Here is a 16,942-nt window from a genome sequence, read left to right as displayed (position 1 = left end):
CAGCATTATTTTTGAATGAACGTTCAAATAAAATACGCGGTTTAAGTACTCACTTCAAGTCGACGGGGAGCTTTCAGACCTGCGGATAAAGCGCTTTTCAGCCGTGTAAAAACAAAAATGCCCGGCTAGGCCGGGCGTTAGAGTGAGGTTTAACGTTTTATAAACGCTTACTCTGGTGTGCTTTCCGCTGCAGATTCACTGTGGTGTCCACGACGCTCATGATCACGTTTGCCGTGAGCGCCGTCACTTTGGCGGCGCTCGTCATGCATCTCGCGCATAGCATCGCGCAGCGCTTGTTGCTCGTCTTCGGTTAGGATCTCGGCCACCTGAGCTTGGTGCTCTTCGCGTAGCGACAGCATGGCATCACGGTGTTCAGCGTGTGCTGTGTTTAACGCCGTTTGCTGCTCTTCGCTTAAACCGGCGCGTTGATAAGCTTCTTGGCGGTACTCTTCCATGCGTTCTTGCATTGCTTCTCGGTCAATAGCTGCATTGCTATGGTGGCTGGCATTGGCGCTGAAGGCTAAAGGCATAAGGGCCACGGCAAGCAGTGCAGGAGCAAATAATTGGCGAAGTGACATGTTCATAACATCTCTCTTTTTGGTTAACGATTGTTTGATTGACGGTGTCAGTATCGCCTTGCCAAGTGCAAGCCGTTTGCATGAAGTGTGCAATAACCAAGGCCTTATGTGCAGATGCCATCCGTTTGCTACGGCTCAAGTGTCACAAGCTTTCTGTTGTTACCCAGTGCGCTATCAATGGGGTCTGTACCATTGATATTGAGACGCTCACAGCTCACTTCATTTTGAGCCTGTCCGAACGCTGACAGCCAAGACCATTCGCCTGGGTTGAGCACGAAGCCGTAGCTGAGTGTTAAGCCAGATATGATTTTGATATCACCCAGCCTGGCTTCATTTTGACCTGTGATGTCGTAGTCTTCACTGACAACTTCGTCTCCTGCGGTGAGTTTTTGCATGACTTCGTCGTCATAAATCACTAGCTGAATCGGCTCTACTGAGCGAATTCCGATGCTAGAACCGCCAAAGTCACCCGCGGCGAAACGCATCGGTACAGATACACAGTGGGCTTCATCCTGCTGTTGGGTGGGCGTTTCTCTGCTAATGAGCATGCCTCTTCCGGCAATACCTCGCAGCTGTAATAAAGCGCCTGTTTTTGGTGATTCAATAATCACCACGCCTTTTATGTCACCTAGCATCACTTGCTCATCTTGCACCGTCGAGCCTGGGCTATTAGTAGCATGGCTGTAAGCTGGCAATGTTAAAAAGACTAGCAGTGTGCACAAGAGGGTAAATAAATGGGGCTGGTTATCAACATCTTTCATTGTCTTCTCCAACTTAAAGCGTATTACCATGCTGTGGGGAATCCATATCGGTGAGGGGCGGCTCGCTCGGTAAGGTTAGTAAGATGAGCAACATCACCATGCCGATGACGGGAATCAAGATCACTGACAACCACCAAGCAGAACGCTGAGTGTCGTGCAGTCTTCGCACGGTTAAAGACAACAAGGGCAGAAAAATCGCTAGGCTGTAAATCGCTTCTATTTTCCATGTCGATTGATAGAAGGTTTCCGCTAAAGCAAACGCCATCGATATAAGGCTGTTCACTAGGAAGAACATCCAAAAAGCTGCTCGTGATGCCCTTCCTGAAAATTGTGCGTAACGCTGCCAAGCATCAAAATACCAGTGCATACTTTTCTCCTATCCAGCGGCTGTTGATGCGTAAAAAGTACGTCTTAGTTAGCGTGTCTGCGTCCTCGATCAGGTTCGAGGACGTCCAGGAAAGGGATGTAGGACAAAATGACGAGCGTTAAGCAAAGATCAATAAACCCAACGGAACGGAAATGATCGCTATTCCATTGCCTTTTGTGGTGGCCCTGCTGTTGTCTATATTGGCGGTGTTATTGTTTATGCGCCGTGAAGAATCCACGCCATCGGCGTTTGTTTTTATCGCCCTATGTGCGTTAACAACGACGGTGGTTGGCCTACGTTGGACATTTGATTGGCCGCTGTTGCGCTTATTCCAGCCTATCTTTGCGTCCTGTATTCCTATTACGGCCTGGTACTGCTTTTCCAGTGCACATCAACGCTATAGGCTGCGAGTCTGGCATGTAATACCCCCCGTATTGGTGACCTTAGGCTCCCTGACGTACCCATTCTGGCGTCCGCCTCTAGATCCTGCGTTGACGCTGCTTTATGTGGGATACGGTATCGCGCTAATTCATGCCTCGTTTAAAACGTCGCTCCCTCCCGAGCAAGTACGCTTTTCCGATATCGACAAGGCGTTAAAAGCTGAACGCATGGCGGGTGTGATGCTTTTGATGTCGGCGTGTATTGATGGCGCTCTAGTCGTTGATTTTGAGTTTTTTGCGGGTGCTCATGCACTGACGATTCTCACTATCGGCCATGCCGTATTACTGCCGATACTCGCTATTGCAGTGATTATGGTGAGCTTGAGCATCGCGCCGAGGATTAACGAAACACTCTCTCAAGACGATAAAGAAGCGCCTGCAGTAGTCCCAAAAGATAAATCTTACAACCAACTCAATGACGATGGGGAAGAGGGGCTGAATGCAGCAAACCTGAATGCCACAAACCTGAATGTCAGCAACATAGTGAACAAGATAGACGTGTTGCTCTCTACTCAAGAAGTATTTCTCGATCCTGATCTGACCTTGGATCGGCTCGCACGTAAAGCTTGTATACCCGCGCGGCAGATATCCGCTGCGATTAATCAGGTTTATGGGCGTAATGTCTCCCAAGTGGTTAACGAATACCGCATTGAGCGAGCAAAAATATTATTAACCACCACCGATAGCAGCATCACCCAGATCTACCTAGACTCGGGTTTTCAGACCAAATCTAATTTTAATCGGGAATTTTCCAGAGTCACCGGTCAAACGCCCAGCGCGTTTCGGCGCGAAGCGGCGGGTAAAGATACGGCCTTAATGGGCACCGATGAAGACTAGAATATCTTGGTAGATGACCTGGTGAAGTTCCTGCCGTGAGTAGCCATCACCGTCTAGGCAGATAACGCCATCGCCCGGCGTTTGCTCTTCGATTAACTCAATCGCCCCCGGTTTGCATCGTTGCATAAAGCTGAAATGGGTCGCATAGGGATAAACAATATACGTTTGCTGACTCGCTGGAATGTACTGCGCCAGAAAGCCCGACTCCTCCTCTTGCGGTGTGTCACCTATATCGACGCCGGCAGCCATGATGAGTGTCGGCGTCGTGAGGGATTGCAAACTCTGACGAGAAAAGCTGTGTGCCAACCCCAGATCTAAAGAGACAACACGCTTGATTCGATCATCTTTCAGGCTGCCCGTAGGTTCGTCTGCTTGGGGGATGTTTAAACCCAATTCCGGCATGAGGCCACAGACTCGCGGGTTCTCTTGGGTTGAGCATGCTGCTGTTAATTGGCCACGATCAAACTGCGCGCCTGCTAACAACATTACCGTCCAGCCGCCCAGTGAATGGCCGATGGCTGAAATGTTATGCGTATCGATATATGGCAGCAGGTAAGACTCTTTTAACAGCCAGTCCAATAAGCGAGACAGGTCGTGAGGTCGTTGCCACCATTGGGCGGCAGCTAGCGGGGAATGATCAAAGCTCGTGGTGCCTGGGTGATCAAGTGACGCAACGATAAACCCCTCTTGCGCCAGCTTGGTGGCTAACCAGTTTTGATTACGCCAGTTGCCACGATAACCATGTGAGACCACAACCAACGGAAAGGTGCCCGCTAACGGAGTGCCGCCCCGTATGGCATCTGTACCCAAAAACGCTGGAGTGTCAGCCACCCTTTCAGTTGGAGAAGTCGTTTGGGATGGATACCAAACACTGGTTTCCAAAGGGCGATCACTGTCTGCGTATAAGATAGTTTGATCAAAGCCCACCGCCGACTGCGCAGATGCCTGGTCCGTCATACAAAGCATCAATAACATCAAACCCAGCAGTATTTTCATTGCACTGTTCCTCATAGTCATTACCAACGTCATCACTATGGGGAACACCAAGACACGCAGCGACCTAAAACAGGATCAAGGACGCATCCGTGGGTTTAAAGCTCGCTAAACGCCTTCTGGAATAGCTGCAACTAACGAAGAGCGACGACTACCCCTCTGGCTGATATTTATATCCAACCCCGTAAACGGAGCGAATAATCTCTAGCTCGGGCAGTGCTTCATGGATTTTTTTGCGTAGCTTCTTAATGTGGCTGTCTACAGTACGCTCCGAGACAATGCGGTTGTCCCTATACATGTGATCCATTAGCTGCTCGCGACTGAAGATACGTCCCGGAGACTGCATCATAACGCGCAATAGTTGGAATTCTACGGCAGTGAGGCCAAGGTCGTGCCCATTGGCAAGTGCTTGCCAGCCCTCTTCATCGAGTGTCACCGGCGCTTGTGGAGTGGTGATAGAGGCGTCATCGTCTTGCGTCGCGGCTTGGCTACGGCGTAATACGGCTTTTACGCGGGCAACCACTTCGCGGGGGCTAAAGGGTTTACAAATATAGTCGTCTGCTCCTAGCTCCAAGCCCAGTAAACGATCAACTTCCTCGACTTTCGCGGTCACCATAATAATGGGTAAGTTAGGCCAGTGTTGACGGATTTCTCGACACAGCGTTAGTCCATCTTTACCAGGAAGCATGACATCTAGCAGCACTAATGCAGGGTCGTGCTGGGTTAGCCAAGGCATAACGTCGTTGCCGTTGGCAATGACTGTCGGGGCAAAATTATTGTTTTCCAGATAGTCCGCCATTAGGCGGGCAATTTTAGGTTCGTCCTCAACAATTAACAGTGAGGTGTCTTGGGGGAAACTATTCTCAGGCATAGTCAGCTCGCTTAGATTAACAGGCAATAAATAGCGGAAAGCGCAGCGTCCATTTCAGGCCGCCTAGCTCAGACGTGCCAGGCGACAGTGTTCCGCCATGGGCGTTAACTAACGCGCTAGCAATGGAAAGCCCCAGCCCGCTGCCGCCACTTGCGCGATTACGTGAGCCTTCCACGCGGTATAGGCGTTCAGTTAAACGTGAAAGTTCGCTTTCAGGCACGCCCGGGGAACTGTCTTCCCAAATAATCACAGCATGGTTAGTCTCGCAGGTTAATGAAACCCGTAGCTCTCCTGGTGGTTGTGTATAGGCGCAGCTGTTATCCAGCAGGTTATTCCAGAGTTGGCGTAGGCGTTGGGCATCCCCTTGTATCATGATATCGGGGGTAAGCTGGCTGGACAGTGCCAAGCCACTCTCTTCTAGCCAGCGGTCGGCATCGGATAAACGGCCTTTCAAGCTTTCGCTAAGGTTCATTGGCGCTAGCTGAATATCTAATGCGCCCGCATCACTTTGCGAAAGCAGCCTTAAGTCAGTGACCAACCGTTCCAGTTGAGCCACTTCCTGAGCAAGTGAGCCAAGGTTTTCCTGGTTTAGCGGACGAATCCCGTCCTGCATCGCTTCGATTTCACCACGCAGGACTGCCAATGGGGTGCGTAGCTCGTGCGCTGTGTCTGATACCCATCTTGCTCTGGCGTCACGGCTAGCTTCTAGGGTGGCCGCCAATACGTTGAAATCGCGTGCCAAACTGGAAAGCTCATCTTTGCCGCGTTCTGGTAACCGAGTGTGATAATCACCTTCGGTTAAGCGCAGCGTTGCGCCTGCCAAAGCTCGGGTGCGTCGGCCTAGCCACCAGGAAAGCCCTCCTGCCAGTAACAGCGATGCCAACCCAAGAGAAATAACAATAAGCCCCAGGTTGCGCTGCTGGCGCTCCAGAAAGCGGCTTTCCATGCGCTCCATCATGTCTTGTGGAGGACGAAACCCCAGTTCGCCAATCGCCTCATTGTTTCCGCTTGAGGCCACGTTGCTATACAGGGTGAGCCACCGCCATCCGTTTGAGCCGCGTGCGCGCTCAGCAGGTGGAACGACGAAGTGGCCGTCGCTGTTGCGTAAAGCGAAGTCCTGAGCTTCGCCCAAGGGGGAAGGGCGGTCACGGTGCTCTTGGCCCAGCTCAAAGCGCACAATATAGGGCCAACGTTCCGGCGATTGCTCCAACCACTTCCAGCTGCGCTGGGTTTCCCAGCGAGTAATTAGCCCATCCGCCAGCAGCCTAGCGCGCCGTTCTTGGGCTTGATTGAGATATTCTAAAAAGCCGCGATCAATGCTGTAAGTGACTGCTAAAAAAACGCTCGCTGCAATGGCTACGTTGACGCTTAAAATCGCCACAAAAAGCTTTAGACCCAGCCGAGAAGGGCGCCACTGGCGTAGCGAAGCGAACAATTTCATTAGCTGGCGCCCTCATGGCTTGGTTGGGGTGGTTTGCTGAGTCGTTCGCGCAGGTTTTCTAAACCCAAATAGAGGCAGGGCACTACCAGTAACAAGATAACCGTGGCGAATAGCATGCCAAACCCTAGCGAAATAGCCATGGGTATCATAAAGCGCGCTTGGCGAGAGGTTTCTAGAATCATGGGTGCCAAGCCTAAAAACGTGGTGAGCGTGGTCATCATAATTGGCCGTAGACGGCGGGTCGCCGCGGCGACAATCGCTTCACGAGCATCCATGCCCTCACGACGCTTACGGTTAGCATAATCAATCAGTACCAGGGCATCGTTAATTACCACGCCTGAAAGAGCCAGCATACCGAGTAGGCTAATAATCGATAATCCGAACCCCATTAGCATATGGCCCGCGACGGCCCCGACAATACCAAACGGAATAGCGGCTAGTACCAGCAGTGGCTGAAAGTAACTACGGAAAGGAATCGCCAACAATGCATATAGCGCGGCCAGCATTAACCACATGGCGTTGCGTAACGTGGCTAAATTGTCAGCAGTATCTTGTTGCCGACCGCCCATGCTGACTTCAAGCCCTGCCCAGGTATTGCTAAGCGTGGGGAAAACATCCTCTTGTAGCGTGGCGAGCACCTGGTTAATTGCTTGGTCGCCTTCCGAGTCTGCGGTCACTGTAATGATTCGCCGACCATCGATACGTTGAAGACTGCTGGAAGCTTGGCTTAACGTAATGTCTGCCACGCGTGACAGCGGAACGCTCAGGCCGTCGGGGGTCCGGATCGGCAGCCGATAAAGCTCATTAAGGCTATCGCGATCTTGCTCTGGCAGGCGTACCTCAACGCTGACTTCTCGACGGCCAATAAACTGCTCTACGGCAGTAGCACCCTGAAGCGGGCCGCGTAGCGCCTGGGCTAGGTCGCTGCCTGTTAGCCCTAACGCGCGTCCTTCGGCAGATAGGCGCATTTCGAGCTGCGGTTTGCCGTCTCCCAATCCGCTGTCGATATCGGTTAACCCATATTCAGCCAGTTGTTCAGCCAACTGCGCAGCGGCCGCTTCCAACACTTGGGTATTTGGGTGGGATAAACGTAGGCTTAGCGCTGCGCCGCTACCGGGGCCTCCGAAGTCGGACTCAAAACGCACTGATTGCGCGCCGACTAAGTCGCCGGTTAAGTCACGCCACTCCTGAGCAATTCGAGATGGAGGCCAAGCATCTAAACTTTCTCTGGCGATATCCAGGCGCACTTGCAGGCTCTCACCATCCAGGCTGCTGCGGGTACTGCTAAAGCTGAGGGTTGCCTCGCGCTCGCTAAGTTGCTCGGCGGCATTGAGCAATTGTTGGCTTAGCTCGCGGCTAACGCTTATGTTGCTGCCAATCGGCAGGGTAACGCTGGCCTGAACTTGGTCCGATTCCACCCTGGGCATAAGTGAAAAGCCAAGCCTACCGCTCATTGCCCAGGCAAGCGCAACGCATAGTAAAGCGACGCCTAGGGATACCGTTAGCAGGCGTTGGCTAAGCGCCCGCTGTAAAAATGGTTCAAACTGCTGGTAAGTAAAGTAGTGTAAGCCCTTTTGCATACGTAGCCGAATGGCTTCTATAGGGCGCTGCCAGGCCGGTGTTTTGCGAGGTTTGCTGGCGTGGGCGAGGTGGGCAGGCAGTATAAATAGAGCTTCCACCAGGGAAATAAGAAATACCGTGATAACAACCACAGGCACGGTAGCAAAAATAAGCCCTAAAAAGCCGGGTAAAAACAGGAGTGGCAGGAACGCAACAATATTAGACAGAATCGCAAAGGTTAGCGGGGTAGCGATTTCTTGAGCACCTTTCACCGCGGCATCGCGTAATGAATAGCCCTGTTCCCGGTAGCTGTAAATATTTTCACCGACCATAATGGCATCGTCCACGACGATACCAAGGGCGATAATAAAGGCGAACATTGACATCATATTGAGTGAGACGCCAATCCAGGGCAGAAATAGCATCGCACCCAAAAATGCCGTCGGAATACCTAGCGTTACCCAGAAGGCCAGTCGTGCCTCAAGAAACAGTGCCATAAGAATTAGCACCAGTGCCAAGCCCATCCAGGCGTTCTTTAGCAGCAGATTTAGGCGGTCTTCATAGATTTCTGAGCTATCTCTGGAAACATCCAGGCGTATTCCGTTGGGCAGATTTTCGCGCAGCCGCTCCAGCTCTCCGTATACGGTTTTTGAGATACTCGTCGGCGTTTGATCGCCAATCTGATAGATATCCACCGATAAGCCCTGTTCGCCGTTGTAGAACTCCTCGCGGTCGGTCTCAGCAAATCCTTCGCTTACGCGAGCAATATCGCCTAACACAACGGGTGAACCTTGGGCGGTGGTGAGAATGGGCAGTGCGGCAAACTCATCCGCACTGTTGCGGCGTCCCTGGTAGCGAATCAACCACTCGCCTTCGGCGGTAGTGAGCTGGCCACTGGCGAGGTCGAGCGCTTCTTCGGCAATACGGCTAGCAAGCTGTTGATGGTCTAAGCCAAAGCGCTCAATAGCTTCTTCATCCAACAGCACCTGGATTTCACGTTCTCGGTTGCCAGAGAGTTCTGCTCGGGAAATACCGCTAGTGGCCTGCAGTTCTGCGCGGACATCCTCCGCGGCGTCATGGAGTGCAGCTAAGCCAACCGAGCCATACACTTGTAGGCTCACCACGCTACGAGAGCGGCCAGAGAGGGTAAAACGTGGTGGATCCGCAGCGTTAGGCAAGGTGGTGATGGCATTCACGGCTTGCTGGATATCCTGATAGGCTCGCATCACGTCAACGCCATCGATCAGCGTGGCGCTGACCACGCCGCTACCTTCGCCAGCGCTGGCGGTTAATTCATCGATGCCTTCTACGTCGGCAATGGCAGCTTCAACCGGGAGCAGCAAACTTTGCTCAACATCTTCCGGTGTGGCACCGGGATAGCTGATGCTAACTTGGATGATTTCCGTTTCAAATTCCGGGAAAACCTCTTTCTTGATGGCCAAGGATGCCATTAAACCGCCGACGATAAACAGCACCATCATCAGGTTAGGGGCAACGCTATGGTCGACCATCCAGGCGAGTGGGCCACGGCGAATCATGGGCTTTCCTCATCACTAGCTGGGGTATCTCCACGCTGGCGAATGCGGACTTGTTGGCCTTCACGGGGTTGCGCCAAACCGGCAATAACCACCCGTTGTCCGGGGGCTAAACCGCTGCGTACCAGCGCCGTTTCCTGCCCGCGATAGGCCAGGGTGACATGGGTGCTGTGTAGGCGATCTTCATCGTCTACCCACCATACCTGCTCACCGGGACGCAGTGCGGCAGAAGGCAAGGCGATGAGCGGCTCCTGGGTTGTGCTATGAAAGGCAACACGTAGCACATCGCCAAGACGCAGCGCAGGGCCATCTTGCTCAAGCGACAGTGGGTCGTTCACGGAGATCAAAAGCTGCGCCTGTAAGCCGTTCTCTTCCAGGTTTGGCAGAATAGAAATTAAGCTACCTTCTCTGCTTGCTCCTTCCGGCCAGCCTTGGCTGGTAAGCGTGACGCGGCTGCCTGGCGTTAGCCAACCCAAAACGTCCCCCGGCAACGAGGCGCGAACCCAAAACTGTTCGACACCGACCAAGCTGAGAACTTCAGTCCCCTGGCTTAACAAGGTTCCTGCACCAACCAAGCGATCTTGCACCATGGCTCGCCAAGGGGCAGTTAACGTGGCACGCTCAAGATTAAGCGCCGCTTGGTCTCGCACCACGCGTGCTTGTGTTAATTGCGCTTGAGCTTGGCGTAGCTGTGGTTCACGTAGCACCAATGCACGGCGTTCAGCGCTGAGTTGGCGGCCAAACGATTCATACTCACTTCGGGCGCGCTGTTGCTCCGCTTGTTCTAGCGCTAACTGGGCCTGCGCGTTGGCCAACTGCGCTTCAGCATCTTCGAGAACCAGCCGTAAATCAGCTTGATCGATATAAGCAACTGGCGCTCCTTGTTCGACGACCTGACCTGGAAGAACGCCTTCGCCAAAGCGCTCTAGCTGACCAGCCACCCGACTGGCTAACATGGTGGATTTTTCTGCTTCAACTCGACCAAAACCGTTAAGCATCGGCGCTTGCAGGCGCTCTTCAGCCGTCATGATATCCACTAGTGGAGGCGCTGCGGGTGGTGGCGGGCGGCGCTCAACACGAGGCGGCTGGCTGATAATCCACCAAGCTAAGGTTAAGCCGCCAACGAAAACCAATAGCGCTGCCAATGCGCCGAAACCGATACGGCCTTGTTGAGAGGGGGCGTGAAAGTGAGGGGAGGTCATTACCGCGCGGCATCCGTTGGCTAAGGGCGAAAATTCCAGAGAAAATGGCGTATGATGCTAGCATCACCGATACGCAAGCAATGATTAGGTAAGTAATGTGCAAATAGTGTGCAACCCGTTAAGCATCACTGCATCGTGCGGTTTAACTGCTGACGGGCCTACAATACCTGTCATTATTATTTTGCAAAGCACTAAATTCACTGGTTAATGTGACGTCATGAAAAACACCGCCACTCGCGATAAGTTAATTGAAACCGGTGCCGAGCTGATTGCCCAGCAGGGCTACAATGCGACGGGTATTAATGCCGTTTTAAAAACCTGTGGTGTGCCTAAAGGATCGTTTTACCACTACTTTTCCAGCAAAGAAGATTTTGGGCTGGCGGTAATCGAGCGCTTTGCCAATCAGTATGATGAACGCCTAGCAATACTGTTTGATGACGTTGCATTACCGCCGTTAGAGCGCATACGGCGTTACTTTGCCACAGGGCGTGAGCATATGTTGGACTGTGACCACACCACTGGCTGCTTGATTGGTAACCTGGGTCAGGAGCTTTCGGGGCAGAGCGACACCTTCCGGGATGCACTTAACTTGGTGTTTCAGCGCTGGGAAAAGCGTTTAGCCGTCTGCCTGGAAGAAGCGCAAAATCAAAATGATATTGATAAGGCGATGGTTCCTGAAGCCCTTGCTAGTTTTATATTGTCGGGATGGGAAGGTGCTATATTGCGCGCCAAAACGCTTAAGTCAGTCGCACCCATGGAGCACTTTGAGTCGATTCTATTTGCCCATGTGCTGGTGCCATCAGCGTCGCTTTGCGAAGCAAGCCGCTAGTGACGTGCACGAAAATGGTGCTCTCCACTAGCCACGTCATTGCGCACGGCTGCCAGTAGTGACTCATCTAGCGATGGGTCGTCCGGTGACAGCAGGCCGCACTGAGCCAACGCAGACCGCAAACTTATCTGTTCATCTAAGCGCTGATAAACCACTCGCACACAACAGGGCATGCGCTCACTGTTATCAGCCACCCCCATTTTCAATCCAGTTAAGCGTGTGACTTGGCTTTGGAAGCTGGGAAACAGAATAGTTTGAGTGATTTCATGGCCATTGAGGGTCTCGTGGTCAACCAAAAATAGTCGGTCTGCAAGTTTAACGGCGGTTCCTACGTACCGGTTATGACAGGGTCGCCTTCCCAGAGCGACTTGCATACGCTCGGTGCGCTGGTACACCACACCTCCTTCTCTGGCTTCTAGGCACACCAATGTGCGCATCAAATGCCCAGGGCGCGACATTGAGTGGTAAAGCTCGAAGTAGCGACCTAGATAACGCTCCATACCTTCGCTTCCCCGCTGAATCAACGCATTAGGCCAGGGCAGGGTATTCGGTGAAGTATCCGCATTAAGCTGGCCGGTTTGCACCAGCGCACGGAAGTCGTGGTGAGGCAGCGCAATATCTTCTGGCGTTACCCCAAAAAAGTGGCAAATACGCTGCAGCGCGGCATGGCTTGGGTAATAGCGACCGCTGAGGTAGCGGTTGAATTGAGCACGGTTAATGGATAAGCGGCGGCAAACGTCCGCAATAGACGGGTAGTAGCTGCACAGCAAGCGTAGGTTGGCCACAAAATTATCATGCATGGGAGCGGTTTCAGCGTTCTCAGTAAGCGTCGGTGCGGCTAATGTGACGCTTCGCTCTGCATAGTGCAATAGCTACCTAACAGCGCCGTTGCGTCAATCAGGTGCGATTTTAATTAGCATCTTGCGAGGCCAAGTGATGGACACCCGCAGCGCCGCTCCCACTCCAGCGAAAGCTAAAATATACAGCTTCGCTCGGTACTAATGATGGCTCTTAAAACCGTCTAGACAGTGCTGATAATTAGCGCTGCATTGACGCCACCGAAACCGAACCCGTTGCACAATACATGCTTAGTGGCGTGATTTTGATGGGGTGCCGTGACGAAGGTTAAATCCTGCATATCATCATCGCAGTGCTCAAGATTGATGGTGGGCGGAAGCTGCTGGTTATTGACTGCCAATACAGAAAAAATACTCTCAATGCCCCCTGCTGCGCCTAATAGATGCCCGGTGGCGGCTTTCGTTGCCGAAATAGGGATGGCAGGCAAACGCTCACCGAATACGTTACGCAATGAGGCAACTTCAGCCCGGTCGCCAACGGGCGTCGATGTGGCGTGGGCATTGATATGATCAATAGCATCAGTAGAAAGGTTCGCCATGCCCAGCGCCGCTTGAATCGCGGCTGCTGCGCCGGCCCCATCCTTTGGGCCTGCCGTCAGGTGGTAGGCGTCTGCGCTGGTGCCGTAGCCGCTAATGATCGCTAACGGCGTTGCGCCCCGCGCGATCGCATGCTCAAGTGTTTCGATCACCATAACGCCAGCGCCTTCTCCCATCACAAAACCGTTACGGGCTTTATCAAAGGGTCTGGACGCGTGTTCAGGGTTGTCTGCTTCTGTGGAAAGGGCCTTTAGGGCGTTAAAGCTGGCAAGTGATAGCGGGTCAATACACGCCTCTGCGCCGCCGACGAGGGCAACATCGGCTTCTCCGCTGCGTATTATGCGCATACCATCACCAATCGCCTGTAGGCCAGCCGCGCAAGCCGTCACCGGGCAACCAAGAGGGCCTTGAAAGCCATAACGGATGGACAGGTTACCAGCAGCCAAATTGGCCAGAAAGGCGGGCACCGTGAAGGGGGAGAGTTTGCGATAGCCGCGCTCAACAAGGGTTCTGTGAGCTTGTGTAATGGTCGGGAAGCCGCCAATGCCAGAGCCAATGATGGTGGCCGTTCGGCGTTGTTGAGCTTGCTCAACGGGGAACCAGTTGGCCTGTGACAGCGCCTCTTTGGCTGCCGCCAATGCGTAGAGGCTGAACAAGTCCATTTTGCGCTGCTCTTTGGGGTCGGCTATCTCATTCAGGTCAATACCGCCGCTGGGGTCTTGGTCAATGCTCGGCACCACCCCGGCAATTTTGATCGGGATACTGCTTGTGTCAAAGCGGTCAATGGTGCTGATGCCAGACTGTCCATTAATCAGCCGCTGCCAAGTTGTATTGACGCTGTTGCCCAGTGGGCTGACCATACCCATGCCGGTAATCACGATAGTTGTGTGCATAGTGACTCCTGAGTTATTGATAGGGTCACCCTAGCAACGGCCAATATATGATCAAGATAATATTTAAGCTTTGTTCGAAAACTGCCTGTGCTTGACAATACTGCGTTAAAAATCACCTCGAAATGCTCATTTACACCGCGTAAATTCCGCTTTCTCGTTGATTTTTGCCTTGTCTAGTCTTCGCTCGCCGACTTTTCGTACAAACCCTAGCTGACGTATGACGAGGTAGGTATGCCTTATCCCAAGAGCCATAAATCGAAAACCAAAGAGCGCATTTTGGCTTCGGCGACGGAGCTATTTAGCCGTAATGGCTTTCATAAGGTGTCGATTGGCCAGATCATGAAACTCGCTAAGATGACGCATGGTGCCTTTTATGCGCATTTTGCGTCAAAAGAGGCCCTATACCATGAGTCTATTCGCTTGACCCTTGATAACAGTCGGGCGGCTAGGCTGGTAAAAGGCCCGCTTTCGTTGCAGCACTTAACCGAATTAGTTGCTAACTACTGCAATCTCCAAGAGCTGGAAGCTAAGCATAGGCCCGGACCTGAAGCGGTACTGTTCAATGAAATAGGTAGTGAAAAAGCAGAAATTCGCACTATGTTTGAAGCGTCATATATGAGTATGAAAAAGATGCTTGAAACACGGCTGATAGCGTTGAGTAAGCTGAAACAACTCCCCCTTGCCAATGACCGCAAGGTAATTGCTGATAAATCCAGGGTCATATTGGCCTCTCTGGTAGGGGCTGTCGCGATTGCCAAAAGCTTGCCGGAGGAGATGGAACGTAAGCAGGTGTTGTTAGCCACGCAACGTCAAATTTTACTAATGCTCGGGGTCAGCGAAGCTGAGGCGGAGCGTATGATGCAAGCACAGTAGTTCGGCCGTCGACTGAAGAGAGTCTCGATATGTTGTTTGACGCGTTAGTGTTCTTAATCGGCGTTGAATGAGTGATTCGGCAGACTGCCCAAGACGAAGCGGGTAAAAAACTGGATAATGGCCGCCATCAGCCTATGGCCCCAAGACCTTCAGCACATTTATCTATCCGGATGCCCGCTCATGGAAATCAAAGTTAACTATCTCGACAACCTCCGCTTAGAGGCCAAGTTCGACGATTTTACGGTTATCTCCGACCAGCCGATTCGCTACAAAGGCGACGGCTCGGCACCGGGGCCGTTTGACTACTTCCTGGCGTCGTCTGCCATGTGTGCGGCCTACTTTGTAAAGGTTTACTGCAACGCCCGCGATATTCCTACTGAAAATATTCGCCTGTCACAGAACAATATCGTCGATCCAGAAGACCGCTATAAGCAGATTTTCAAAATCCAGGTCGAGTTGCCGGAAGATATTTCTGAAAAAGATCGCCAAGGTATTCTGCGCTCCATCGATCGCTGCACGGTTAAGAAGGTGGTTCAAACCGGCCCTGATTTCCAGATCGAAACGGTAGAAAACATCGATGAAGACGCCCAGGCACTGCTGATGGGAGCGCCGGAGGGCAGTGCTACTTATATTCCAGGTAAAGATCTGCCGTTAGAACAAACCATCGCCAATATGAGCGCGATGCTGGCTGACCTGGGCATGAAGATCGAGATCGCCTCCTGGCGCAATATCGTGCCCCATGTTTGGTCGTTGCATATTCGCGATGCGGCTTCGCCAATGTGTTTTACCAACGGCAAAGGAGCTACCAAAGAGAGCGCACTATGTTCGGCGCTGGGCGAATTTATTGAGCGCTTAAGCTGTAACTTCTTCTATAACGATCAGTACTTTGGTGAAGAGATTGCCAACAGCGATTTTGTTCACTACCCCAATGAGAAGTGGTTTCAGCCGGGGCCAAACGATGAACTTCCCGCCGAAATTCTCGACGACCATTGTCGCGATATTTACAACCCTGAAGGCGAGCTGTGTGGCTCACATCTGATCGATACCAATTCTGGTCGCGAAGATAGGGGGATTGTTTCGCTTCCGTTTGTGCGTCAGTCCGACGGTGAAACGGTCTACTTTCCCTCCAATCTGATCGAAAACCTGTTCCTGAGTAACGGCATGAGCGCGGGCAATACCCTGGTAGAAGCCCAGGTGCAGTGCCTGTCGGAAATTTTCGAGCGGGCGGTGAAGCGTGAGATCCTCGAGCAAGAATTAGCTCTGCCGGATGTACCGCAGGACGTGTTAGCCAAGTATCCAAGTATCGTAGAAGGTATTAACGCCCTGGAAGCCCAAGGGTTTCCGGTGTTGGTCAAAGATGCCTCTATGGGCGGGCAGTTCCCGGTGATGTGCGTTACCTTAATGAACCCACGTACCGGCGGCGTATTTGCTTCGTTTGGTGCGCACCCGAGCTTTGAAGTGGCGCTGGAGCGTAGCCTGACCGAGTTGCTCCAGGGCCGTAGCTTTGAGGGCTTGAATGATCTGCCGCTGCCGACGTTTAACTCGCAAACCGTATCTGAACCCAACAACTTCGTTGAGCACTTTATCGATTCGGTGGGCGTCGTTTCCTGGCGCTTCTTTAGTGCCAAGCCCGATTTTGAATTCAGCGAATGGGATTTCTCTGGCAGTAATGAGGAAGAGGCCGCGACGCTGTTTGGCATTTTTGAGGAGCTGGGCGCGGAAGTGTATATGGCGGTCCACGAAGACCTGGGCGCACCAGTCTGTCGCATTCTGGTGCCGGGTTACTCAGAGGTGTATCCCATTGAAGACTTAATCTGGGATAACACTAATAAAGCGTTGGATTACCGCGAAGATATTCTCAATCTGCATCGCTTGGATGACGCTCAGCTTACCGATCTGGTTGAGCGGCTGGAAGAGAGCCAGATGGATGACCACGCCGATATCATCACGCTGATCGGTATCGAGTTTGATGAGAACACGGTGTGGGGGCAGCTAACGATCCTAGAGCTGAAGCTGCTGGTTTACCTTGCGCTGCAACGCCATGAAGAGGCACTGGACTGCGTGCAGATGTTCCTGCAGTACAATGATAATACCGTTGAGCGCGGCCTGTTCTATCAGGCGGTAAACGCGGTGTTAGAGATTACCCTGGATGATGAGCTAGAGCTCGACGATTACCTACCCAATTTCCAGCGCATGTTTGGTGAAGCGACCATGGCGGCTGTTGTGGGGTCGGTGAGTGGCGAAGTACGTTTCCATGGCTTAACGCCGACTAACATGCAGTTAGAAGGTCTGGAGCGCCACCAGCGCTTGATCGAAAGCTATAAGAAGCTTCATGCGGCACGGGCGGCGAAAGCAGGGGTTTAAACAT

Annotated in this window: 14 protein-coding genes; 4 read left to right on the top strand and 10 right to left on the bottom strand. The window is 52.5% G+C overall.

What is annotated here, in order from left to right; translation table 11 throughout:
* Positions 1-167 precede the first annotated feature (167 nt).
* From IR195_RS16015 to IR195_RS16005, 3 genes are all read right to left on the bottom strand, one after another.
* The gene (locus IR195_RS16015) at positions 168-584 is read right to left on the bottom strand and encodes a type 2 periplasmic-binding domain-containing protein (protein WP_338073798.1); all 417 of its coding nucleotides are present in this window, start codon (positions 582-584) and stop codon (positions 168-170) included.
* A gap of 122 nt (positions 585-706) precedes the next feature.
* Complete coding sequence (locus IR195_RS16010) at positions 707-1,339, bottom strand: hypothetical protein (protein ID WP_206048060.1); 633 nt, start codon at positions 1,337-1,339, stop codon at positions 707-709.
* Between the two features lie 13 nt (positions 1,340-1,352).
* A complete protein-coding gene (locus IR195_RS16005) occupies positions 1,353-1,706 on the bottom strand; it encodes a DUF805 domain-containing protein (RefSeq protein WP_206048059.1) in 354 nt (117 codons plus the stop codon).
* Between the two features lie 152 nt (positions 1,707-1,858).
* On the opposite strand from IR195_RS16005, the gene IR195_RS16000 reads away from it, so the two are divergent.
* Positions 1,859-2,983 (top strand): helix-turn-helix domain-containing protein, encoded by a 1,125-nt coding sequence (locus IR195_RS16000; RefSeq protein WP_206048058.1) that lies wholly within the window; start codon positions 1,859-1,861, stop codon positions 2,981-2,983.
* On the opposite strand, the gene IR195_RS15995 is transcribed toward IR195_RS16000, so the two are convergent.
* The 5 genes from IR195_RS15995 to IR195_RS15975 all read right to left on the bottom strand — a co-directional run bounded on the left by IR195_RS15995 (position 2,960) and on the right by IR195_RS15975 (position 10,585).
* Positions 2,960-3,979, bottom strand: coding sequence for an alpha/beta hydrolase family protein (locus tag IR195_RS15995; RefSeq protein ID WP_206048057.1), 1,020 nt, complete (start codon positions 3,977-3,979; stop codon positions 2,960-2,962). The two genes, IR195_RS16000 and IR195_RS15995, sit on opposite strands and share 24 nt — an antisense overlap.
* Positions 3,980-4,127: 148 nt before the next feature.
* Entirely contained in the window at positions 4,128-4,847 is a 720-nt protein-coding gene (locus tag IR195_RS15990) for a response regulator (RefSeq protein WP_206048056.1), read from the bottom strand.
* A 16-nt stretch (positions 4,848-4,863) separates the two neighbouring features.
* Positions 4,864-6,288 carry an ATP-binding protein gene (locus IR195_RS15985; RefSeq protein WP_206048055.1) on the bottom strand — a complete coding sequence of 475 codons (1,425 nt, stop codon included), beginning with the start codon at positions 6,286-6,288 and terminating at the stop codon, positions 4,864-4,866.
* A complete protein-coding gene (locus IR195_RS15980) occupies positions 6,288-9,386 on the bottom strand; it encodes an efflux RND transporter permease subunit (RefSeq protein ID WP_206048054.1) in 3,099 nt (1,032 codons plus the stop codon). The genes IR195_RS15985 and IR195_RS15980 overlap by 1 nt, the downstream gene beginning before the upstream one ends.
* A complete protein-coding gene (locus tag IR195_RS15975; protein ID WP_206048053.1) occupies positions 9,383-10,585 on the bottom strand; it encodes an efflux RND transporter periplasmic adaptor subunit in 1,203 nt (400 codons plus the stop codon). The genes IR195_RS15980 and IR195_RS15975 overlap by 4 nt, the downstream gene beginning before the upstream one ends.
* 217 nt (positions 10,586-10,802) lie before the next feature.
* Here IR195_RS15975 and IR195_RS15970 point away from each other — a divergent pair, with 217 nt between their 5' ends.
* The gene (locus IR195_RS15970; RefSeq protein WP_125751049.1) at positions 10,803-11,414 is read left to right on the top strand and encodes a TetR/AcrR family transcriptional regulator; all 612 of its coding nucleotides are present in this window, start codon (positions 10,803-10,805) and stop codon (positions 11,412-11,414) included.
* On the opposite strand, the gene IR195_RS15965 is transcribed toward IR195_RS15970, so the two are convergent.
* Together IR195_RS15965 and fabF are read right to left on the bottom strand one after the other, a co-directional pair.
* A complete protein-coding gene (locus IR195_RS15965; protein ID WP_125751046.1) occupies positions 11,411-12,214 on the bottom strand; it encodes a helix-turn-helix domain-containing protein in 804 nt (267 codons plus the stop codon). The two genes, IR195_RS15970 and IR195_RS15965, sit on opposite strands and share 4 nt — an antisense overlap.
* Before the next feature lie 221 nt (positions 12,215-12,435).
* Positions 12,436-13,701, bottom strand: coding sequence for a beta-ketoacyl-ACP synthase II (gene fabF, locus IR195_RS15960; protein ID WP_206048052.1), 1,266 nt, complete (start codon positions 13,699-13,701; stop codon positions 12,436-12,438).
* 231 nt (positions 13,702-13,932) lie between these two features.
* Here fabF and IR195_RS15955 point away from each other — a divergent pair, with 231 nt between their 5' ends.
* Both IR195_RS15955 and IR195_RS15950 read left to right on the top strand, forming a co-directional pair.
* Complete coding sequence (locus tag IR195_RS15955; protein ID WP_206048051.1) at positions 13,933-14,574, top strand: TetR/AcrR family transcriptional regulator; 642 nt, start codon at positions 13,933-13,935, stop codon at positions 14,572-14,574.
* Positions 14,575-14,754: 180 nt separating this feature from the next.
* The gene (locus tag IR195_RS15950) at positions 14,755-16,938 is read left to right on the top strand and encodes an OsmC domain/YcaO domain-containing protein (RefSeq protein ID WP_146941790.1); all 2,184 of its coding nucleotides are present in this window, start codon (positions 14,755-14,757) and stop codon (positions 16,936-16,938) included.
* Positions 16,939-16,942: the final 4 nt, after the last annotated feature.

It is taken from the genome of Vreelandella venusta (genome assembly GCF_015689495.1).
GTDB lineage: Bacteria > Pseudomonadota > Gammaproteobacteria > Pseudomonadales > Halomonadaceae > Vreelandella > Vreelandella venusta.
This window is presented reverse-complemented; position numbering and strand designations above follow the sequence as displayed.